The sequence below is a fragment of the Escherichia sp. MOD1-EC6842 genome (assembly GCF_002965705.1).
GTDB lineage: Bacteria > Pseudomonadota > Gammaproteobacteria > Enterobacterales > Enterobacteriaceae > Escherichia > Escherichia ruysiae.
Genome location: NZ_PTRF01000011.1, coordinates 134,133 through 156,528, shown reverse-complemented (window position 1 = coordinate 156,528; position 22,396 = coordinate 134,133). Strand labels below are relative to the sequence as shown.

The window sequence follows — 22,396 nt, the reverse complement described above, 5'->3', positions numbered from 1 at the left end:
GTTATCTCCTGCGTAGTCACACTGTCGGAAAAATACGTTCCAGCCCCTGAAGAGAGTCTTCCCAGTCCGCGCGTTCAAAAATACCTTGTTGCAAATAGCCCTCCAGCTGCGGCCACAGGGCGATGGCTTTATCGAGCATTGGATCGCTGCCTTTGGCGTAAGCGCCGACACTGACCAGATCGCGATTACGCTGAAAGCTCGACAACAACTGTTTGAATGTGCGCACTCGCGCATAATGTTGCTCGCTGATTAACGCCGTCATTGCACGGCTGATCGACGCTTCAATATCGATAGCTGGATAGTGCCCGGCTTCCGCCAGTCGGCGAGACAGCACAATGTGACCGTCGAGGATTGCCCGCGCGGAGTCAGCAATCGGATCCTGCTGGTCATCGCCTTCGGTGAGCACGGTATAAAACGCGGTAATCGAGCCGCCGCCGCTGATGCCGTTTCCGGCACGCTCGACCAGTGCCGGTAATTTGGCGAATACCGACGGCGGATAACCTTTGGTGGCTGGCGGTTCGCCAATCGCCAGCGCAATCTCACGCTGAGCCATCGCGTAGCGGGTGAGGGAGTCCATAATCAGCAACACATGCTGACCACGATCGCGAAAATCCTCGGCAATGCGCGTGGCATAGGCGGCACCCTGCATTCGCAGAAGTGGGGAAACATCTGCCGGTGCGGCAATCACCACTGAGCGTGCACGTCCTTCAGCACCGAGGATATTCTCAATAAAATCTTTTACTTCGCGCCCACGCTCGCCAATCAAACCCACGACAATCACATCAGCGCGGGTGTAACGTGCCATCATTCCCAGCAGCACACTTTTACCGACGCCGGAACCGGCAAACAGCCCCATACGCTGCCCGCGCCCGACGGTAAGCAGGGCATTGATAGGACGCACGCCCGTGTCCAGCACATGTTCAATCGGTGTGCGTTGTAACGGGTTAAACGGCGGGGTAATCAGCGCACCGGTTTCAGTCGTATCGGGGGAGGGGAGGCCATCGAGCGGTTTACCGCTGCCGTCCAGAACGCGACCTAATAACGCCGAACCGAGCGGCAACTGTTTGCCGCTTTGCAGGCCATCGCCGGAGATATTTTTGGCATAAACGCGTGCGCCGGGCAGGACACCTTCCACTTCCTCCAGTGGCATTAAAAACAGTCGTTGACCATTAAAGCCAACCACTTCGCTTTCTACTTCGTGAGTTTCAGTGCCGTTCTGGCGTTCAATCACACAGGTTGCGCCGAGCGGCAATTGCAATCCGGTAGCTTCCAGCACCAGCCCGGTGGCGCGGGTTAATCGCCCGTAGCGACGCACCGCAGGCAACTGCGCCATTTTGGCTTCAAAGTTGTCCAGTGTGGTTAGCCAGCGTGTCAGGCGCGTGGTCATTACACTACTCCCGGCGCTGCCAGACGGCAGAGTTCTTGCCAGCGAGTGGCGACACTGGCGTCGAGATCGCCTTCATCGGCGGAGACTTTGCAGCCGCCGGGATGGAGTGTCGGATCGCCCCGCAAGCGCCAGCCATGCAAACCTAAGGTTGCGCCGAGCATTTCATCGATGCGTTGCAGATCGTCCGGGTGTACGCGCAGCTGCGGTTTGCCGCTGAATAACGGTTCTTGCTGTAACAACTGCTGGATCTGCTTAATCAACGCCGCATTGTCCACCGTTGGCGTCTGACCGATCACCTGACGCGCCGCCTCCAGCGCCATCTGCATCAGGCGCGAAGCAATCACACTATCAAGCGCATCAAGCGTGGTTTGAAATTCGCTGACCAGTTGCTGCATCCGGGCATGAATCGGCGCTTGCTGGGATTTTGCTTGCGCCAGTCCTTGTTCCAGCCCCTGAGCGATTCCTTCCTGATAGCCTTGTTCGTGGCCTTGCTGGCGACCTTCGGTAATTCCCGCCTGATAACCTTGCTCATGGGCCTGCATTTGCAGTTGCGCCAGTTGTTGCTCAAGGTTGGGTTCGGCCTCTTCAGGAATGCTCTCTTCTGGCTCGACCATTGGCACAAACACCGCCTGCGGCGGCGCAAGATCGTCCGGTGTCCAGGTTTTCCACGGCAGATTATCAGACATAGGTATCCTCGCCGCTGCCAATCACCATCTCGCCGGTTTCGGCAAGACGGCGCACAATCAGCAGAATCGCTTTCTGTTCGTTCTCGACCTGCGACAGACGCACCGGACCACGGTTGGCGAGATCGTCGCGCAGAATATCGGCGGCACGCTGCGACATATTGCGCAGGAATTTCTCGCGCAGTGGCTGCTCGGCACCTTTCAGGGCGATCAGCAGCGATTCTGAATCCACTTCCTGCAACAGGCGCTGGATGCTGCGATCATCGACATCCACCAGATTTTCGAACAGGAACATCTCGTCGATGATCTTCTGCGCCAGCTCACCGTCAAATTCACGCACGGCGGTAATAACCGCTTCTTCCTGCTGGGTTTTCATCAGGTTGATAATCTCGGCTGCCGTTCTCACGCCGCCCATTTTGCTGCGTTTGAGATTCTGACCGTCGAGAAGGCCATTGAGTACTTCGGTCAGTTCCGCCAGCGCGGCAGGCTGTACGCCGCCAAAGGTCGCAATACGCAACATCACGTCGTGGCGCAGACGTTCATCGAACAACGCCAGAATATCAGCGGCCTGGGCGCGCTTCAGATGCACCAGAATGGTGGCGATAATCTGCGGATGCTCATCGCGGATCAGATCGGCGGCGCTCTGCGGTTCCATAAAGTTGAGTGTCTCAATACCACTGGCGGTATCGCGGGTTTCGAGGATATCTTCCAGCAGGCTGGCGGCACGCTCTTCACCAAGGGCTTTGACCAGCACCGAACGTAGGTAATCGTTGGCGTTGATATTCAGTGCCGCGAACTGTTCAGCTTCTTGCTCAAACTCCGCCAGCACATCCGTTAACTGCTTATTGGAGATCTGTGTGACGTTTGCCATCGCCGCGCTCAGGGTTTGCACTTCGCGCTGGGAGAGATGTTTGAAAACCTCTGCCGCCCGGTCTTCGCCAATGGTCATTAGCAGGATGACGCTCTTTTCGGTGCCTGTCAGGTTACTCATGATCGTTGTTTATCCACTGGCGAATGACCAGCGCCACCACGCGCGGATCGTTATCAGACATGTCACGGATACGCTGGCTCATTACTTCAGCTCCCAGACGTTGGTTAGTGCGGCGTTGCTGTAGTTGTTCGTCTTTGCTCAGGCGGACTTCTACCGCATCTTCCTCTTCCGCGCGGCTCTGTGCCTGTTGCTGTACAGCTTTCATCGTCTCGGCGCGACGTGTTAGCTGTGGGCGTACCGCTTTACGCCACAGCAGCCACGCCACCAGCAGCACCAGCAACCAGCGCCCGGCAGCCAGCAACTGATCGATAAATGCCTGCTGTTGCCAGAATGGTAGTTCTCCACCGCTTTCGTCAGTGCTATTGAATGGCGAGTTGACGACATTGAGCGAGTCGCCGCGTTTTTCCGAAAAGCCCATCGCTTCGCGGGTCAGATCTTCAATCTGCTTCATCTGTTCGGTGCTGAGAGGCAACGGTTTGCCATCTGGCAACGTTTTGTAATTCACCACTACCGCAACGGATAAGCGTTGCACATCGCCCACGTTCATCTTGGTATGACGAATGGTGCGATCGACTTCGTAGTTACTGGTTTCATTACGCTGCGTGCTACGCGGTCCACTATTGCTGGTGGTGCTCGCCTGCTGCTGGCGATTATTTTGATTTGCCGGAGGCGTACTGATTGGTGCGTTATTCGCAGGCGCTGGCTGATTCGACAACGCACCCGGTACGCCGCCCGGATAACCGGAACCGCTTTGCTCGCTCTCATTAAGCTGGCGTGAGCGGAGCGCCGCCTGTGATTCGTTGCCGTTAGGGCGATACTGTTCTTCTGTTTGCTCTTTACTGGCGAAGTCCAGTTGTGCCGTTACCTGGGCGTGAATATTGCCGTTGCCGACAATAGGCGACAGGATCGCTTCAATACGCCGCTGAATGCGTCCTTCGACATCGCTGGCATATTTCAACTGGACATCATTAAGGTCACGCCCGCTGGTGTTGGATTGGGTTAACAGATGTCCGCCCTGATCCACCAGCGTGACATTTCCTGGTGGTAGACCGGCAACCGCGCTGGAAACCAGATGTACAATGGCGCTAATTTGCCCTTCATCCAGCGCGCGGCCTGGCAACAAATTTACCGTCACTGATGCCGAAGGAGATTTTTGTTCACGAACAAATAAAGAGGGTTTTGGCATCGCCAGATGCACGCGCGCCCCTTTTACCGGGCCAATAGTTTCGATGGTACGGGAAAGCTCGCCTTCCAGCGCCCGCTGATAATTCACCTGTTCACTGAACTGGCTGATGCCAAATTTTTCCTGATCGAGCAGTTCAAATCCAACTGCACCGCCTTTAGGTAAGCCTTGCTGCGCCAGACGCAGACGCAGCTCGTGAACTTTATCGGCCGGAACTTCAATCGCGCCGCTGGCTTCGCTGAAGCGGTAAGGAATATTCATTTGCGTCAGTTGGCTGACGATTGCGCCACCATCCTGATCGGAAAGATTGCTGAATAACGTGCGGTAATCAGGGGCTTTTGCCCACAGAATTAACGCGACTATCACTGCCACCGCAGCGGAACCAGCAACAATCAGGGGAATTCTCGGATTCGCGCGCAGGCGATTGAGCCACTCAAGAGATTTTGTCTGGGCTGCGGTCGTATTCATCGCGCACCTCGCGGCAGATGATAGACGGCGGTATTGGCAAAGTGGAACAAGACGCACTCCCGGGTCAGCACACTCGAAAAATTAACGGCCTCATTATTTGTGGTTTTATTTTTTTCTATGCCCCAATTAACCCGTTTTTTTATCGTTATTTAACGCCTTTATCTTATTGACTTGCTGATAGGCTCTGCTACCAGAAACTATTTGGGAGATGAGTATGTCAGCCATACAAGGGATCGAAGGGGTTATCAGCCAGTTACAGGCCACGGCAATGAGTGCGCGTGTCCAGCAGCCACTGTCGCAACCCACAATCAGTTTTGCCGGACAGCTTCATGCCGCGCTCGATCGCATAAGCGATACGCAAACCGCCGCGCGCACGCAGGCAGAAAAATTCACCCTCGGCGAACCCGGCGTGGCGCTAAACGATGTGATGGCCGATATGCAAAAAGCGTCGGTTTCGATGCAAATGGGGATTCAGGTGCGTAATAAGCTGGTGGCAGCGTACCAGGAAGTGATGTCCATGCAGGTGTAGGTTTTAACTTGTTGACTGTGCTTGTTTAATGACATCCGATCCCACAGCGTGGGGCATGGATGGGGCAAACGCACCCAATTTCTGATACCTGCTCCTGATTGTTTTCTGCCATCCACAACGCTTTGCACTGGATACAATCCAGACTCTCTTTTCCCGTGCTGCCGATCTTTTGTATTCCGCGTTTGAATGCGTGAAGGCAAAGTTCGTAAGTTAGCGATGGATTAGATAGTGAAAAGAAACGCGGCTGTCGGATTGGAGCCGCGGGACAAGGCCAAAAATTTTCCAAGAGTTGTTGAATTTCCCAGCTTTTTTGGAAGCGCATGTATCTTACTAATAACTAAAAAAGGTTTAAACCATAAAATTAATCGTATTTTCAGGTAACACTTACCGATATATCCCCACACTATTCAGACGGTTAAAGCAGCAAGTATTTAACGCGTAAACAGGGCGCGGGTTTGTCGCTCTCGCCAGCAGGTGTGATGTGGGGGGAAACCGTGTCACAGCCAGCTCCTGTCTGTTACTGACAGTCATTTTCAAGTACAGGAAAGTAATGACGGGGATAGCCCCGTCGTTCTCTGTTTACTTAATCTGGATGTTGACGCTGTATTTTTTAGCCTTGTTTTTACGAGCGTCATTGCGGGTTTGAAGCACCCTTAGCTCATATTTACCGGAAGCGGGAAGGATGTACTGACCGTTGTCATCAAGCTCGGGAGAGTATCTGGAGAGATCAACCGAATCGCTGATTCCGGGCCCAAAGAGGACAATATCAGCTCCCTCATTGGAGATGCTGACGTGCACCTTCTGGCCTTTTTGGGCATAGAAGTTATATGTGTCGTAATCGTATCCCTTTATCTCTCCTGAGTACTGCGCACTATTATGCCCCTTCCTGAACTCAACATTAACGTCCTTGCCAGCGGCAGAGGCCGTTGAGGTTAGCAGTGCAAAAAGAAAAATGGCTTTACTTACACCATTGATTTTCATGTGTGTTCTCCTCAGTCATGGAAAAACTACCGTTGTTATAATATAACAATTTTTGCCAGATATTTTCCATGAGCCTCCCGCCTGGAAGTTGCTATGGCGCGTGAGTGGTGTCAGGGAAGAGATAATCTGACAGATACCTGTACAAATAACGGATAACTGTCAGATCTGAGATGAGCTAATACACTTAAATTAAGGGTTTATTGTTTTCAACATCTTCAATATATAAGAGTGTATTATCGATGGAATAGTAACGACGTTTATTATCATTAACGTCAGTAACCCACCGGAAAACACCCGCATTCGCGAGCGTTATACAATATTCCCGAAAAGTAGACTTTCTGGAAATGTGAGTCCGGGCTGCTTTTATTACTTGCTCAGGGTTCTTAGTGGCACTGACTTTTAATAGATTTCTGCTTCCTCTTATTAACAACACCTTGTCATCGTGTGTGACGATCCTAATGTTATCTGTAGCAAGATAGTAAATGTAATGCGCAATATGATGACGTTTTAACTCTGTGTAAAACCAGGAAAAGTTTAGCTCCGTTCTCACTTGCTCAAACATCTTTTGGAAAATAGCAACCTGATCCATCAGAGGGAATAATCTCTTGTTAGTTGTGAGAGTTTGTAGTTTGCATGATTGGTGCTATTCCTTCAATCAGATCCGATGACTTAATGCGGGTGACAAAGACGTACTAAATATAGGGTTATGATGCGTGTGTCTGGTTAGGTTTTGCTATTCGTTCTTCAGTATTGCACTCGCAAAATGTTATGTTATAACATTTAATGAATGTTGAAGCGGGAGGATAAACTGGATGATGGTTGTTAATAAATTGGCTTTTGCGCTGGGGTTACTATTGACTGGCAACTATGCACTTGCTCATGGGCATCATTCGCATGGGGCACCACTGACAGAAATAGAACAAAAAGCAGCAAAGGGTATTTTTGATGATGATAACGTGAAAGACAGGTCACTCACTGACTGGGATGGTATTTGGCAATCGGTATACCCCTTGCTTCAAAGTGGTGACCTTGATCCTGTTTTTGAAATGAAAGCAAAAAAAGAACCGGGTAAATCATTTGCGGATATTAAGTCCTATTATCAGCAGGGATATACGACGGATATTGACACTATCGGTATCGAAAATGGTGTTATGGAGTTCCACAGAGGGGAGGAGGTGACTTCCTGTAAATATAATTATAGTGGATTCAAGATATTGACATATAAATCAGGAAAGAAAGGTGTTCGTTATCTGTTTGAGTGCCGTGATCCTGCCAGTAAAGCACCTAAGTTTGTGCAGTTTAGCGATCATATTATTGCCCCCCGGAAATCCTCTCATTTCCATATATTTATGGGCAATACGTCACAACAGCAATTACTTGAAGAGATGGATAACTGGCCAACTTATTATCCTTATCAGTTACAGACGAAAGAAATTGTGGATGAGATGCTTCATCACTAGTTCATTTCAGGATTGCCATAAATCCTTGAGAATATTTGTCTGATATATCGCGTACTTTTCTCTGCCTCTACAGCAGAGCATTTGTAGCATAGACACTCCCGCTGCCTGAAACAGCGGGAGAAAAGATTACTTTTGAATCAAATAACGAATGGTCGGCCCGTCTTGCTGGATATCCAGTACGGTATAGCCGTGATTACGTGCATCCAGCGGAATATTGTTAATTGACTGCGGGCAATCGCTGACCACTTCGAGGATCTCGCCTTTCTTTAACTGCGGCATTGCCTCAAGAGTAGCGACCGCCGGATAAGGGCAGGGTTCGCCCACCATATCTAGACGGTAATCAGGAACGATATTTTTCATGCGATCTCCTTAGCAGTCTGCGGCGCCGCACGGCGGAAGAAGCGTTTCTCCCAGCCGATAACCAACATTAACGCAGCGAACAGCATCAAATATGTCACCAGCAGGCCGCCCATTGGGCCAAAGGTTTTCAGCAGGTTGATTTTGTCCCAGTCGGTTGCCAGCGCCGGGGCGAAATCATCCCAGTAATAAGCCAGAATCGTCGAGCCGATAACGTTGCCCAGGCCAACCCACCAGTAGTGCACCTGGCCTTCCACCGCGCGGTACATCCAGCCAGTTTCACAGCCGCCTGCCAGAACAATACCAAAACCAAACAGTAACCCACCAATGACAGCGTTCGGACCCGCCCACATTATTTTCGGTTCTACGCCTAACTGTACATAACTGAAAATACCGATGGCACTCACCGCCATACCGATAATGATCGCTTTCGCCATATGGGTTCGTCCGGTGATCCACATATCGCGGAACGCCGAGGTAAAGCAGATTTGCGCGCGTTCAATCAGTAAGCCAAAGCCGACGCCAAATAGCATAGCCAACCCCAGCTTCGGTTGATTCATTGCTGTCAGCAGCGCCCAGCCCAGCATACCGAAAAATACCAGCATCCCGAGGCGGAAGCGACGCCGTGCCTGATCCGGTTTTTGTGTTAGCGGTGATGCGGCAGAGACTTTCTGCATTTTTACCGGGATGCGGAACATCGGCAGTAGGGTAAAGCGCGCACCAAACCATGAGCCGATGGCGGTGGCGATAGCAAAGAACCAGGCGTGCAACGAGAACTGCGGAATACCGGTGAAGAACGCAGCCAGGTTACAGCCCATCGCCAGACGTGCGCCGAAACCGGCGATAATACCGCCAATAATGGCCTGCATAATGCGGATACGGCTGCGCGGCATACGTAATTTAACGTTGTTGGCCCACAGAGCAGCGGCAAAACAGCCGCCAAACATACCCAGAATCATCATTCCGTCGATGCGGGTTAATGGCGATCCTTCCAGATGGATTATTTTAAAATAACCCCACTCTTCAGCATGGACGCCAAACAGTTGCAGGAGCTGACCGCCCCAGCGGGTAAATTCACCCGTAACTGCCCAAAAGGTGCCGGTGATGCCAAAATAATAAGTGGAGAGAATACCCGCCGCGATGACTGCGGGGATGGGGGCCCAGAATTTAATCAACCAGGCTTGCTTGAATTGCTGCCATGACATGTATGTAGCCTCTGAACTCAGAAGGTTTGTAACAAGAGCTGCGAATCATACACCATGTAAATTTATTTTCGGGTCAATAATTCACAAAAATAATGGTTAGATCAAATTTCACCTTGGGTCTGGAAAGGCTGGCAGCATCAAGGCATTAATGCCACAATCCTCTTTTCTTCTCATGCAGGATGAATGATGAAAAAACTCGCAATTGCAGGCGCACTTATGCTGCTGGCTGGCTGTGCCGAAGTTGAAAATTATAACAATGTTGTGAAAGCACCCGCGCCAGAGTGGCTGGCGGGCTACTGGCAGACCAAAGGGCCACAACGTGCTCTGGTCAGCCCTGAAGCGATAGGTAGCCTGATTGTTACTAAAGAGGGTGATACGCTGGATTGTCGTCAGTGGCAGCGGGTGATTGCTTTACCGGGTAAGTTGACGCTGATATCTGATGATCTCACTAACGTTACGGTCAAACGTGAGCTATATGAAATTGAACGTGACGGTAACACCATCGAATATGACGGCATGACGATGGAACGCGTGAATCGACCGACGGCTGAATGTGCTGCCGTGCTGGAAAAAGCGCCGTTGCCGACGCCACTACCGTAATGAAATCCCCCTGGCGCTGGGGGATTTTTATGTCAAAAAAAGTGCCCGATGCGCAAGCTTATCGGGCCTAAAACGGTAACGCCCCCGCAATAACGATGAGTGTATTGCCAGCGATCGGTTTTAAATCACCTCTTCGATAACCCACACACTGACGCTACCGCCGTTGCAAAAGAAGGTCGCTTCGCCATTTTCATCGGTTACTACGCTCTCTTGTCGATTACCCAGAAAGTCGCGCCAGGTTTTATTGCCGTAATTCTCCCCCAGATTAATGGCTTTTTCGCCATCGTCGCCGTTTGACATGACCACCACGCAGCCAGGATATTCGTCAGTACCGCTGCGACTAAACGCAATACAGTTCGGATGGTCGAAAAATAACGTCTGTACTCCGTGGGCGAAACGCTGGCGGGCGAGAATCAACTCATCAAGCTGTTCGATTATCGGCATATCTATCGGATAAGTTTGTCCGTCACCGCCGACATCTTCGTAATGAGCACCGTACAAATCAGGGTAGAACACGGAAGGGACGCCATTTTCCCGCAGCAAAATCAGGGCATAAGCCAGCGGTTTAAACCACGGTTCAACCGGCGCTTCAAGGGCTTGTAACGGTTGGGTGTCGTGATTGGCGACCAGCGTAACAGCATGGAAAGGATCGGCTTCCACCAGCGTACCGGTGAAAATCTGCGTCATGTCGTAGTCGCGCCCCATGCGTGATGCTTCGTGAAATTTCATCTGTAGCGGCGCATCAAACAGCATGGTTTTGCCTTCAACTTGATCAATATACGTTTGCAGCTTATCAACTTCGCGCGACCAGTATTCCGCCACAATAAATAGCGGCTTTGGCGCGACTTCCTGCACGTGTTCGATCCACTCTTTATAAAACCAGGCCGGAATATGTTTTACTGCGTCGAGACGAAAACCGTCGCATTGCGTTTGCTCCATCACCCAGCGCGCCCAGTATTTGAGCTCTTCCGTAACGGCATGGTTGCGAAAATCGATATTTTCACCCATCAGATAGTCAAAATTACCAAGCTCATCATCAACCTGGTCGTTCCAGCCTTCGCCGGTGTAGTCGTTGACGATTTTAAAGATACCGTCTTCGTTTGGGTTTTCGATATGGTCGATACCGCTAAAACATTTGAAATCCCAGATAAACTGCGAGTATTGCCCGCCACGAGCGGGAAAGGTGTAACGCGTCCAGCCTTCGCACTCAATGATTTCATCATCAATTTGCGTGCGATCGTCAGCATTGACGCGCTGTACGCGAATGGCTTCTTTTTCATCTGCGCCCATTTTGTGGTTGACGACCACGTCCAGCAGTACCGCAATGTCATTGCGTTTGAGTGCATCAATGGCGGCCAGCAGTTGTGCTTTATCGCCATATTTGGTGGGGATGCTGCCTTTTTGATCAAATTCGCCTAAATCAAATAAATCGTAGGAGTCGTAGCCGACCGAATACCCGCCCGATGCGCCTTTATAGGCTGGTGGCAGCCAGATCATATTGATACCAATATCATTAAAACCGTCGGCGCGCTCGGCCAGTTCAGGCCAGAGCTTGCCGCCTTCCGGGTAATACCAGTGAAAACATTGCAACAGCGTGGGATTACGCATTCTTCGACTCCACTCAAGGGGAACATTAGAAGCGTAGCCGTAATCGGATTATTCGCGAGCCATCATCTTTTTAAGCGTCAAAAGAGGTTTTCCTGCGGCGCCAGCACGTAGCCCCCCTGATCACCGTAGGCGCTTAACACAGATTTTTGCATTGATGACTGACCGACCAGTTTCGCCAGTTCATCCATCCGAATCTGCAATAACTGTTTTACTTTGTTTTCGTTTTCCAGAACGAGGCGCAGCAGCGGTCTGAGCTGCTCCTGTATCATGGCAGAGGGTTCTGTTTCTTCCGTTAGGTGTGCGATCTTTTGCACCGCATTGACATATTCCATTTCGCTGGCGATGAGTTCATTCCATCGTCCTTCTGTCGCCAGGCGTAACATGAGTTGGCTTTTTTCGACGAGTTGTTGCCAGGCAAAATACAAGTGCGGTGCGTGGTTCATCAGACAGGATCCTGAATCAAAGAAGGGGAGAGTAAAGACTCTTTCCAGGCATCGGCAAGGTTGCGCATCAACGTTTCCACTTCTTCGACTGCGGAGACATCGTTGCGTAAATTGGCTTGCAGCAAACGCCTGATCATATAGCTATACAGGGCTATCAAATTCTGGGTTAATTCGTCCTGGCTTTCTTCGTCAAGACCGATCCTCAGCCCGTTATCAATAATGCTGATCGCTTTTGACAAAGAGACGCCTTTTCCTTCCTGATTGTTGTCCTGCATAAACAGGCGCGCTCTTACCAGTGCACTCAACACGCCGTCAAATAGCATGGTGACCAATTGTTGTTGGCTGGCGCTCATTACGGCGCTTTCGACGCCAATTTGGGCATAGGCCTGGGTGCCTTTTGCGCTGTACATAGTCTCTCCTGAAGATTATTTCGAGCTGCTATTTGAGGTATCGAACTGCTGTGTCAGATAGCTACTGGTGGAGTTCAGCGAGTTCATTAACACATCTAATTGGGTAAACTGGGCTTTATAGCGCGCCATTAAGGTATCGATACGTTCACTGGCTGCGTTGTACTGATCAGTCAAATTGTTCAGCGTTTTGCTGACGCCATCTTTTGCTGCCTGGATTATCCCGGTGGAGGAGAGCCAACTGGTCAGATTGCTGCTAATGCCGGTGGTTACCCCTGTACTTTTACCGTCACCAATAAACATTTCACCGACGCCAGCGGCATCTTTCTTCAGCGCCGTTTGCAGCTTGTCGGTCGCGATTTCCAGCTTGCCGGTACTGGCATCGCTGGTAATGCCAATCTGTGCCAGCGTTTTATAGTTTGAACTGCTGTGGGTATTGGCGAGCAAGGTTTTAAGCTGAGTCTGGATGGTACGCAGTGTGGAGTCGCCGAGTAATGCGCCATTGCTGGAGTCCTGACTTTCTGCGCCGGCATCGACGGCGGTGTATTTGGTTAAGCTGCTGAACGTATCCTGCAATGTGTTATAGGCATCCACCCACGCTTTAACCGCATTTTCAGCTTTTGATGTGTCTTTACTGATGGTCAGTGTCTGATTACCAGTGGTGACGTCATTCAGGTTGAGGGTGATATCTTCCAGTGCGTCGCTGATAGTGTTACTGCTGTTTTCAATCTCAACGTTATTGACCGTCAGTTTGGCGTTTTGCGCGGTGACGCTTTCAATCATGCCATTGCTGCTATCACCTGAAGTTCCGTTGTAACCCATAAAACTTTCCAGGGCGCTGTCGCCGCTGACGCTAAGTTTCATCGCGTTATCGCTGCCCGTATCGTTAGCGGTGATGGACAGACGATACTCGCCGTTACCTACATTGATGATACTGGCGCTGACGCCAGCTTTGGCGTTGTTAATGGCATCGCGAATACCGGAAAGTGACGAGTTAGCCGCGCTGATATCAATCGTGACCGGATCTTTACCGCCGCCTTGCTGGATGGTCAGTACGCTATCGCTGGTGGCGATGGCGGCTTTACTGTCTTTTTGACTGTTTTTGGTGGTCAGCGTCTGTGCCTGCGCCAGTTGGCTGACGCTAATGGTGTATTTCCCGGCAATCGCGCTGCCCGTGGTGGTGGCGCTGAAAGCCGATGAACTACTGGTGGTTGAGGTGGCGGTAAATAAATCGGCTTTATTCAGTGCTGTGTTGGCTGTCTGGAAACTCTCCAGTGCGCTTTTCAGCGTCCCGTAGGCGCTCAGTTTCGCGGTGTAAGAGCTTTGCTGTTTTGATATCGGCGTCAGGGTAGATTTTTCTGCCGCCTCCAGACTGTCGAGGATGCTGCTTAAGTCCAGCCCCGACCCAACCCCAAGCGTTGAAATACTAGCCATATTGATTCCTTAATCATGCGACATGTAGAACGAATACCGGGGTTATCGGCGTAAGCGGGGCAAAGTTTACGATTTATTTTTTGGCTTAATGACACGAACAGCAACGAGGAAGGGGAGTATTTCGACGGCTAGAAAAAAATTCTAAAGGTTGTGAGTGACCAGACGATAACAGGGTTGACGGCGACGAAGCCGAAGGGTGGAAGCCCAATACTTAAACCGTAGAGCTAAAAAACAGGAATAAAAATTATGGCACAAGTCATTAACACCAACAGCCTCTCGCTGATCACTCAGAACAACATCAACAAAAACCAGTCTGCGCTGTCGACTTCTATCGAGCGCCTCTCTTCTGGTCTGCGTATTAACAGTGCAAAAGATGACGCTGCTGGTCAGGCGATTGCTAACCGTTTCACCTCTAACATTAAAGGGCTGACTCAGGCTGCGCGTAACGCTAATGACGGTATTTCTCTGGCGCAGACCGCAGAAGGCGCACTGTCTGAAATCAACAACAACTTGCAGCGTGTGCGTGAGTTGACCGTTCAGGCGACGACCGGGACTAACTCTGATTCTGACCTGTCTTCTATTCAGGACGAAATCAAATCCCGTCTCGATGAAATTGACCGTGTATCCGGTCAGACTCAGTTCAACGGCGTGAATGTGCTGGCGAAAGACGGTTCGATGAAGATTCAGGTTGGCGCGAATGATGGGCAGACCATCTCTATCGATTTGCAGAAAATTGATTCTTCAACGCTGGGTCTTAAAGGATTTGCCGTAGACGGTAATTCTTTAAATGTTGGCGACTCGATTACAAGTGTGCCTCAGGCTACAGGGGCTCCGAAAGATGTTACATTTGCAGGGACAACAGCTGCAACGTTAGGTATTGCGGATACTAATAATTTAAGCCTGCATAACATTCTTGATAAAGATGGGGCCGCTACAGGAAATTATGTTGTTAAATCTGGTAGTGATTATTATGCGGCAACGCTGAATCAGACTAGTGGTGTGGTGACAATTAACACATCTAATGTAACTTACACTACTGCTGATGGTGCCGGTGCGACTAAAAACGGTGTTGCAGTTAAAGTTGCAAATGATCCAGCAACGGGTAATGCAGCTGGTTTTGTGACAGTTGATGGTAAAAATTATAAAGCGGGTGGTGATGGTCTAGATATTCTTGCCGCTACAGATATTGATACAACAATTAAGATGTCAACAGATACTGAATTTGCAGGTGCTTCGACCAACGATCCACTGGCGCTGCTGGACAAAGCGATTGCATCAGTCGACAAATTCCGCTCCTCCCTCGGTGCCGTACAAAACCGTCTGGATTCTGCGGTCACTAACCTGAACAACACCACCACCAACCTGTCTGAAGCGCAGTCCCGTATTCAGGACGCCGATTATGCGACCGAAGTGTCTAACATGTCGAAAGCGCAGATCATCCAGCAGGCGGGTAACTCTGTGCTGTCTAAGGCTAACCAGGTGCCGCAACAAGTTCTGTCTCTGCTGCAGGGTTAATCGTCGTAATATAACGACAGCAAACGCCAAATTGCCTGATGCGCTGCGCTTATCATGCCTAAAAGGTGAATCGCAATTAATAAATTTGCATATTCGCGTAGGTCGGATAAGGCGTTTACGCCGCATCCGGCAAGATGAGGCTGACGTTGTCAGCAATCTTAACCCCGCTCCGGCGGGGTTATTCTGCTCGTTATTTACCGATTACCCTAAATAACCCCTTATTTCACCCATTAATCGTCCGATTAAAAAACCTGCAGAAACGGATAATTATGCCGATTATTTATATAACGCAGGGCTGTTTATCGTGAAATCACTCTATACCGCTGAAGGTGTAATGGATAAACATTCGCTGTGGCAGCGTTATATCCCGCTGGTGCGTCACGAAGCATTGCGCCTGCAGGTTCGACTGCCCGCGAGTGTAGAACTTGACGATCTGCTACAGGCAGGCGGCATTGGATTACTTAATGCTGTTGAACGTTATGATGCCCTGCAAGGAACGGCATTTACAACTTACGCAGTGCAGCGTATCCGTGGTGCTATGCTGGATGAACTTCGCAGCCGTGACTGGGTGCCGCGCAGCGTGCGACGCAATGCACGTGAAGTGGCGCAGGCAATAGGGCAACTGGAGCAGGAGCTTGGCCGCAATGCCACAGAAACTGAAGTGGCAGAACGTTTAGGGATTGAAATCGCCGACTATCGACAAATGTTGCTTGATACGAATAACAGCCAACTTTTCTCCTATGATGAGTGGCGCGAAGAGCACGGTGATAGCATTGAACTGGTTACTGACGATCATCAGCGGGATAACCCATTGCAGCAATTACTGGACGGTAATTTGCGTCAGCGGGTGATGGAAGCCATCGAAATGTTACCGGAGCGCGAACAGTTGGTATTAACGCTCTATTACCAGGAAGAGCTTAATCTCAAAGAGATTGGCGCAGTGCTGGAAGTCGGTGAATCTCGGGTCAGTCAGTTACATAGCCAGGCTATTAAACGGTTACGCACCAAACTGGGTAAGTTATAACTTAGGTAAATGCCGCACATTAATTTTGAATACCAGGAGTTCTTAATAATGGTGCAGCACCAGAAAAGGCGGCCATTAAGCCGCTATCTTAAAGACTTTAAACATAGCCAGACTCATTGCGCATATTGCCGTAAATTACTCGATCGTATTACTCTCGTGCGCGATGGCAAGATAGTGAATAAAATAGCGATATCTCGCCTTGATACGCTGCTTGATGAAAATGGCTGGTTTGAGGAACAAAAATCATGGGCGGCATTATGCCGTTTCTGCGGCGATTTACATTGCAAAACCCAGAGTGATTTTTTTGATATTATCGGCTTTAAACAGTTTCTCTTTGATCATACTGAAATGAGCCCCGGCACTGTGCGTGAATATGTGGTACGTCTACGTCGTTTGGGTAATTATTTAAGCGAACACGATATTTCCTCCGACCTGCTGCAGGATGGTTTTCTTGATGAAAACCTGGCTCCCTGGCTGCCCACCACCAGCACCAATAATTATCGCATCGCATTACGTAAGTACCAGTGCTACCAGATGCAAACCCGTGGTGACCTTACGCAGAAATCCCCCAGCCTGTCAGCTTCTGATATATATTAAATAAGAATAAGATGTAGCAGAGTTGTTTTTGTGTCTTCGAACAATGGCTCTACACTGCAAACCAACATAACAACATTCGGGGTGAATATGAAATTAGTACATCTGGGACGTCAGGCGCTGATGGGGGTTATGGCCGTGGCACTGGTTGCGGGTATGAGCGTGAAAAGTTTTGCCGACGAAGGTCTGCTCAATAAAGTGAAAGAGCGGGGCACTTTGCTGGTGGGACTGGAAGGGACTTACCCGCCGTTTAGCTTTCAGGGCGATGACGGTAAATTGACCGGTTTTGAGGTGGAATTTGCGCAACAACTGGCAAAACATCTGGGCGTGGAAGCCGCATTAAAACCGACAAAGTGGGACGGTATGCTGGCGTCACTGGATTCTAAGCGCATCGATGTGGTGATTAATCAGGTCACCATCTCTGATGAACGTAAGAAAAAATACGATTTCTCTACCCCGTACACCATTTCCGGTATTCAGGCGCTGGTGAAAAAAGGTAATGAAGGCACCATTAAAACCGCCGACGATTTGAAAGGTAAAAAAGTTGGCGTTGGTCTGGGGACTAACTATGAAGAGTGGCTGCGGCAGAATGTTCAGGGTGTTGATGTGCGTACCTATGATGATGATCCGACCAAATATCAGGATCTGCGCGTAGGTCGTATTGATGCCATCCTGGTTGATCGTCTGGCTGCGCTGGATTTGGTGAAAAAAACCAATGATACGCTGGCAGTAACCGGCGAAGCCTTCTCCCGCCAGGAGTCAGGTGTGGCGCTGCGTAAAGGTAACGAAGACCTGCTGAAAGCGGTTAACGATGCCATTGCAGAAATGCAAAAAGACGGCACTCTACAAGCTCTTTCCGAAAAATGGTTTGGTGCTGATGTGACCAAATAATCGCATAATGACTAGTCCTGATTTAAGTTGACAGTTTTCTGTCTGTAAAACGCCTGATGAACTCCATCGGGCGTTTTGTATTTCCGTGCCAGGTGTGGTCGCTCATGGTTATAAATTGTCACGGATTTTTTTACCATTTCCCAGGTCTACGTCAGGTTTGTAGGACGCGAGAGTAAAACTCATTTTTCAGGATCTCATTTATTCGTTCAGCCAGCGCATTCTGGTAGCAATCATAACCATTGGTCAGTGAACAGGTTATCCCGTTTCTCTCATGCACTGACTGATAAAGAGCTGAACAGTATTACTGACCACTACACTACCCGGTTCAGAATGTATACTTCACACCCAGCATGGCAGAGGCGTCACTGTATCCCTTGTCACCGAGCTGTACACCCACATTGCCCCACAGGTTCAGATGGTCATTTATCTGTCCCTCAACACCGGTTTTTACTTCTCCGGTATTGCTGGCACCGTCCTGATGTACCGTCACACCGTTCATACGGGTGCCAAAATCACGGGTGTTGTGCAGCCAGTTCACCTCAACGAACGGACAGAACTCATGGGATTTGCTGTCGTCCATTCTGTTGTGCCCCTTAATCCAGGTTTTCACGCCCAGACGGGTACGGAGGTTACCGTCACCGGTGCTTTCAACATGGGTACCATTGAGTTCGCGGTGCTCATCAGCTTTTACGCCCATCCAGATAACCTGAGCCTGAGGCTGGACATACCATTCGTTCAGACTGCCATGGCTGCCGGTAAACTCACCGGTTTTCCAGACATAACCGGTTTCCAGTGAGGCTGTCAGACCTTTTGATTTCCAGGATTCCCCCGGCAGTCCGTCACCTTTCACATCGTTATCGAACCAACTGTACTGTGCCCAGCTATCCAGATAAGCCCCGCTATGTGTCTCATCATTAGCATACCAGGTGGCATACAGACCTGTGTTGTATCCTTTCACACTGCCTTTTGAACTGTATCCGGTACGTACAGAATCTGTATTGTTATGGTCATTACCGTAACCAGCCATAACCCCCAGATGCCAGCGGTCAGAGCTGTTCCGGCTCCACTGAGCCAGGTCACCGCCCATCTGCAGGACGTAACGGTTACCCTGTGTTTTCAGTTGGCCTGTACCGTCACGCCAGCGGTTGTGTCCCCCTTCATGGTGCATCCACATGCTGGTTTCTTTCTGCTCACCGGTAATCACATCGGTGTAATGCATCGGCCCCTGGCGTTCATAAAGACGGGATACGAACATGGTGTTTGCTGCAGCAATGTTCGCTGTGTAGGAGCCAGCTTCCGGACGCAGGTCGTTGTCATGACCACCCGGAGCAGGTTCATGGGCAGAGGGTTGCATTGCTTTCAGAGCGCGCAGCAGGAACGGAGTGTTTTTACCACTGGTCAGATACCAGTTATCACGGTTGCTTCCCTGACCACGTCCCAGCGTGTAGTCATAAGCCCCGGCGGCAATACGCCCGGCCTGAATAAATGCAGCACTGTCAGCATTTCCGTCGACATGAATCAACTCAATACCGTTCAGTGTCTGTGCTCCGGTACCACCTGCATTTATAACAACCACTCGGGTCTGACTGGAAGCATTGCCTTTAATAACCAGTTTGTCTGTTGCGGAGCTGTCATTCCCCAGAGCGGTGTTCATGAGCAGTAAGCCATTATTACCGGTATAGTTACCTCCGATCGTCAGTACATTACCCGGAGCATCGGCTCTCAGGTCAAGAGTACCGCTGTTGGTTACGTTCCCGGCGACACCACCAGAGCCAGAGAGTGTCCCCTGCTGAGCGATGGTGACCTGGCTGTTAGCAAGCATGACAGGTGCATCAGCCTTGCCCAGAATCAGTGTGCCGGCAGTGTTAACCGAGCCTGCTCCCAGTCCGTCAGTAGTAAGCACCTTCACCATTGCCTTTTCTGCGATAGTGGTGGTGGCATTCAGGGCGCGGGTGGAACCAGTAATAGCGAACACGCCACCGCTGATGTTCAGGGATCCAGAGCCGATGAGGGTGCCTGCAGACAGGCCTCCACCTGTGAGGGTCAGATTACCGCCATTAATGTTCAGTATGGAACCTGCTGCGTTGTTCAGTTTACCTGCGATCTGGCTGTGACCGTTCATATCCAGCATGGTGTCAGCTGCCAGGCGAATCTCGCTGGTCTGTCCCAGAGCACTGTTGCTGTTCATGCGGACATTGCCGCCACGGATGTCTGTTACACCCGTGTAAGTGTTTTGGGAGGACAGAATCAGTGTTCCTTCGCCGGCTTTGGTCAGCGTTTTTCCATCCCAGCCATGAGATAACTGAGCAGCATTGTTATCTGCAAGCCGTACCTTCAGCTCTAACACCGCGCCATTTCTCAGATCAAACGTGCCATATCCATTTCCTGAGGGGTCATTCCACTTCAGGGAAGAACTGACCTCTTTTACTGTCTGCCCGTTACCTCTAAGTGATGTTAAAACATAGTCTTCAGCACCATCACTCAGTAGATTATTATGTTGATAAATATTATTTTCAGAGAGCCCTGTTATGCCGTCGGAGGTCGTCAACAAGCCGTACTCATTTTTCTTCCATATTGTCATGGCAGTATCAACATTAAGCACTGCACCGTTATTGAACTGAATACTGTTGGCAGTTAAATGACTGGAACCTGTGCTCATATTCAGCGATGAATCTCTGTCAAATACCGAACTTCCGCTAAAGGTGACATCAGCTCCCGAAACGGAAACATGTGTACCTGTACCCGCACTCAGATTGCCTTTTATCTCAGAGCTGGCGGAGTCTTTATTTGTAATGGACAGAAAATTACCATCAGCATTATTTACAGCACTATTCAAAACAATATCACCTTGAATGGTAGAACCGGCGTAGAGATTCAACGAGTTAGTTCCACCATTCAAAGATATTGCGGTGTCACAATCTTGCCCTCTGTTACCAGATACTCCTCCGGGGAAGTGAACGTTACTTTCACCTTCCTGTCCGCCACTACCAGGCAATATCCTGCCATGATTATTTATCGTAATATCACTCCCGGATATAGCAGTACCACCATTACCTCCGTTGCCACCATTACCTCCGGCACCAGTTTTATTATTTTCAAGGGAACGCCCTCCATCGCCACCATCACCACCATTTCCGCCAATAATATTTCCATAATTATTTATTTCCATATTATTTCCAGATATGGCAATCCCCCCGGTGCCACCAATACCACCAATACCACCAGAACCAAGGGGCGCTGAGTCAGTGTGATCATATTCATCTGTACCACCTCTACCACCTTCACCACCAGTGCCCCCCTGTCCGCCAGTTATATCTCCCGTATTATTTATCTTAATATTATTACCATATATAGCAGTCCCTCCAATACCACCATTACCACCGCTACTCCCATTAATATTCTGATCGGTAGTAAATTCGACACTACCTTCGCCACCGCGAGCACCATCCCCCCCCTGGCCACCTGTAATGTGATTATTATTTGTTATCTCCATATTATTTCCGGATATGGCCGTGCCTCCATTCCCTCCGGTGCCGGCAGAAGAGCCCCATACTGCCCACCAGGCACCACTACTACCTTGCCCGGCAGTGATATTTCCGTTATTGCTTATTTGAAGATTATTGCCAGATATGGCAGTCCCACCAACAGCAGGAGTCCCAGTTAAACCACCGCTTTCATCGCCATAACCACTGGCTCCAGGCATTCCGCCATTGCCACCCGTAATGCTTCCGTTGTTCGTAATGGTAAGATCATCTCCGGAAATAGCGATACCCGCTTCACCTGCATCGCCTCCGCCATTACCATAACCTCCCCAACCGCCCTTACCACCGGAAATATAACCAGAATTAACAAGAGTAAAATTATTTCCAGTAATGGCTGTACCGCCCTGGCCCCCAGCAGAGCCCATTTTAGTAACATCATCATCACCAGCCCATCCGCCTTCACCGCCACTAATGCGAGTACCGCTGTTAATTGTCAGGATATTTTCATTCTGTAACGAACCGGGTACAACATTAACAGTGAGAGCATCTTCACCGGCCTCCCCATCATCATTACCCGACCTGTCCTGCGAGCCATCAGCACCAATGATATTTTCAGATATTTCAGCAGGGTTTCCTTCAGAAAGAGTAACTTCCTTTTTAGCTCCCAAAGCAGGCTGAATGGCCAGAGTGGCAGATATAAGGCTGCATAGTAACGTTGTCTTCATTCCCTCTTGCGTTATGCCGAATGTTTTTCTGTTTTTTATATAGATATCAAACCTTTCTTTTTTATTAATTTTGATTTTCACAAAAGCTCCAATTTTTTTGTTTAAGAATGTTGGTTAAATAGTTTGACTGTGTAATGTTATTGAGAAGTAATATGCATTATCTAATCATCATACAAATGAACGAAGCGAGCGAGCATTATTGCAAATAAACAGAAAAAATCTATCTCAAGCAATCAGGTTGATTTTTTTTGACAAGTAATTTGAAATTGTAATGTTTTCTGGATGTTAGTTTGTTTATTGATTAGTGTAATTTTAGATAGTGAGTGTTTCTCTGCTTCTTTTATAGGAAAAGTGTCTGAAAATATTCTCGGAGAATATAATATTCTTTTCCTAAAAATAGACTTAGGTATAAATAATAATTAATGCAGA

Annotated in this window: 20 protein-coding genes and 1 pseudogene; 7 read left to right on the top strand and 14 right to left on the bottom strand. The window is 49.6% G+C overall.

All coding sequences use genetic code 11. From position 1 onward, the window contains the following. Positions 1-16 precede the first annotated feature (16 nt). The 4 genes from fliI to fliF are packed head-to-tail and all read right to left on the bottom strand — an operon-like array spanning position 17 to position 4,712. The gene (fliI, locus tag A7Z29_RS14895) at positions 17-1,387 is read right to left on the bottom strand and encodes a flagellar protein export ATPase FliI (RefSeq protein ID WP_000213313.1); all 1,371 of its coding nucleotides are present in this window, start codon (positions 1,385-1,387) and stop codon (positions 17-19) included. Then, on the bottom strand, positions 1,387-2,073 hold the full coding sequence (gene fliH / locus A7Z29_RS14890) for a flagellar assembly protein FliH (RefSeq protein WP_085460816.1): 687 nt from the start codon (positions 2,071-2,073) through the stop codon (positions 1,387-1,389). The genes fliI and fliH overlap by 1 nt, the downstream gene beginning before the upstream one ends. Next, on the bottom strand, positions 2,066-3,061 hold the full coding sequence (fliG, locus tag A7Z29_RS14885) for a flagellar motor switch protein FliG (RefSeq protein ID WP_000067966.1): 996 nt from the start codon (positions 3,059-3,061) through the stop codon (positions 2,066-2,068). Before fliG ends, fliH begins: the two co-directional genes overlap by 8 nt. Beyond that, positions 3,054-4,712, bottom strand: a complete 1,659-nt coding sequence (gene fliF / locus A7Z29_RS14880; protein WP_001098223.1) for a flagellar basal-body MS-ring/collar protein FliF — start codon at positions 4,710-4,712, stop codon at positions 3,054-3,056. Before fliF ends, fliG begins: the two co-directional genes overlap by 8 nt. A gap of 214 nt (positions 4,713-4,926) precedes the next feature. Here fliF and fliE point away from each other — a divergent pair, with 214 nt between their 5' ends. Next, positions 4,927-5,241, top strand: a complete 315-nt coding sequence (gene fliE / locus A7Z29_RS14875; protein WP_024165182.1) for a flagellar hook-basal body complex protein FliE — start codon at positions 4,927-4,929, stop codon at positions 5,239-5,241. A 579-nt stretch (positions 5,242-5,820) separates the two neighbouring features. Here fliE and pliG read toward each other — a convergent pair. Both pliG and A7Z29_RS14860 read right to left on the bottom strand, forming a co-directional pair. Further along, on the bottom strand, positions 5,821-6,222 hold the full coding sequence (gene pliG, locus A7Z29_RS14865; protein ID WP_000700153.1) for a g-type lysoyme inhibitor PliG: 402 nt from the start codon (positions 6,220-6,222) through the stop codon (positions 5,821-5,823). Between the two features lie 184 nt (positions 6,223-6,406). After that, positions 6,407-6,811: a DUF1398 family protein gene (locus tag A7Z29_RS14860; protein ID WP_000373062.1), complete on the bottom strand. Its 405-nt coding sequence runs from the start codon at positions 6,809-6,811 to the stop codon at positions 6,407-6,409. Positions 6,812-7,034: 223 nt separating this feature from the next. Here A7Z29_RS14860 and zinT point away from each other — a divergent pair, with 223 nt between their 5' ends. Beyond that, positions 7,035-7,682 carry a metal-binding protein ZinT gene (gene zinT, locus A7Z29_RS14855; protein WP_000989853.1) on the top strand — a complete coding sequence of 216 codons (648 nt, stop codon included), beginning with the start codon at positions 7,035-7,037 and terminating at the stop codon, positions 7,680-7,682. Positions 7,683-7,808: 126 nt separating this feature from the next. On the opposite strand, the gene yedF is transcribed toward zinT, so the two are convergent. Together yedF and yedE are read right to left on the bottom strand one after the other, a co-directional pair. Further along, the gene (yedF, locus tag A7Z29_RS14850; RefSeq protein WP_000790504.1) at positions 7,809-8,042 is read right to left on the bottom strand and encodes a sulfurtransferase-like selenium metabolism protein YedF; all 234 of its coding nucleotides are present in this window, start codon (positions 8,040-8,042) and stop codon (positions 7,809-7,811) included. Beyond that, positions 8,039-9,244: a selenium metabolism membrane protein YedE/FdhT gene (gene yedE, locus A7Z29_RS14845; RefSeq protein ID WP_000118927.1), complete on the bottom strand. Its 1,206-nt coding sequence runs from the start codon at positions 9,242-9,244 to the stop codon at positions 8,039-8,041. Before yedE ends, yedF begins: the two co-directional genes overlap by 4 nt. A gap of 186 nt (positions 9,245-9,430) precedes the next feature. On the opposite strand from yedE, the gene yedD reads away from it, so the two are divergent. Beyond that, on the top strand, positions 9,431-9,844 hold the full coding sequence (yedD, locus tag A7Z29_RS14835) for a lipoprotein YedD (RefSeq protein ID WP_105290414.1): 414 nt from the start codon (positions 9,431-9,433) through the stop codon (positions 9,842-9,844). Positions 9,845-9,964: 120 nt separating this feature from the next. Here the strand turns inward: yedD and amyA are convergent, their stop codons facing one another. The 4 genes from amyA to fliD all read right to left on the bottom strand — a co-directional run bounded on the left by amyA (position 9,965) and on the right by fliD (position 13,736). Beyond that, the gene (gene amyA / locus A7Z29_RS14830) at positions 9,965-11,452 is read right to left on the bottom strand and encodes an alpha-amylase (RefSeq protein ID WP_105290413.1); all 1,488 of its coding nucleotides are present in this window, start codon (positions 11,450-11,452) and stop codon (positions 9,965-9,967) included. Between the two features lie 77 nt (positions 11,453-11,529). Next, positions 11,530-11,895, bottom strand: a complete 366-nt coding sequence (gene fliT, locus A7Z29_RS14825) for a flagella biosynthesis regulatory protein FliT (RefSeq protein ID WP_001015044.1) — start codon at positions 11,893-11,895, stop codon at positions 11,530-11,532. Further along, positions 11,895-12,305: a flagellar export chaperone FliS gene (fliS, locus tag A7Z29_RS14820; protein WP_000286600.1), complete on the bottom strand. Its 411-nt coding sequence runs from the start codon at positions 12,303-12,305 to the stop codon at positions 11,895-11,897. Before fliS ends, fliT begins: the two co-directional genes overlap by 1 nt. Before the next feature lie 15 nt (positions 12,306-12,320). Then, positions 12,321-13,736, bottom strand: coding sequence for a flagellar filament capping protein FliD (fliD, locus tag A7Z29_RS14815; protein ID WP_000146827.1), 1,416 nt, complete (start codon positions 13,734-13,736; stop codon positions 12,321-12,323). Positions 13,737-13,982: 246 nt separating this feature from the next. Here fliD and A7Z29_RS14810 point away from each other — a divergent pair, with 246 nt between their 5' ends. From A7Z29_RS14810 to tcyJ, 4 genes are all read left to right on the top strand, one after another. Further along, a complete protein-coding gene (locus A7Z29_RS14810) occupies positions 13,983-15,251 on the top strand; it encodes a FliC/FljB family flagellin (RefSeq protein WP_105290412.1) in 1,269 nt (422 codons plus the stop codon). A gap of 304 nt (positions 15,252-15,555) precedes the next feature. Beyond that, on the top strand, positions 15,556-16,275 hold the full coding sequence (fliA, locus tag A7Z29_RS14805) for an RNA polymerase sigma factor FliA (RefSeq protein WP_000839543.1): 720 nt from the start codon (positions 15,556-15,558) through the stop codon (positions 16,273-16,275). Between the two features lie 45 nt (positions 16,276-16,320). Further along, positions 16,321-16,872 (top strand): flagella biosynthesis regulatory protein FliZ, encoded by a 552-nt coding sequence (fliZ, locus tag A7Z29_RS14800; protein WP_024165180.1) that lies wholly within the window; start codon positions 16,321-16,323, stop codon positions 16,870-16,872. 87 nt (positions 16,873-16,959) lie between these two features. After that, positions 16,960-17,760, top strand: coding sequence for a cystine ABC transporter substrate-binding protein (gene tcyJ, locus A7Z29_RS14795; protein ID WP_000779810.1), 801 nt, complete (start codon positions 16,960-16,962; stop codon positions 17,758-17,760). Between the two features lie 11 nt (positions 17,761-17,771). Here tcyJ and A7Z29_RS14790 read toward each other — a convergent pair. Next, positions 17,772-18,061 (bottom strand): annotated as a pseudogene (locus A7Z29_RS14790) (integrase core domain-containing protein); the annotation flags it as partial. 24 nt (positions 18,062-18,085) lie between these two features. Continuing rightward, complete coding sequence (locus A7Z29_RS14785) at positions 18,086-22,048, bottom strand: autotransporter outer membrane beta-barrel domain-containing protein (protein WP_105290411.1); 3,963 nt, start codon at positions 22,046-22,048, stop codon at positions 18,086-18,088. Between the last annotated feature and the right edge of the window lie 348 nt (positions 22,049-22,396).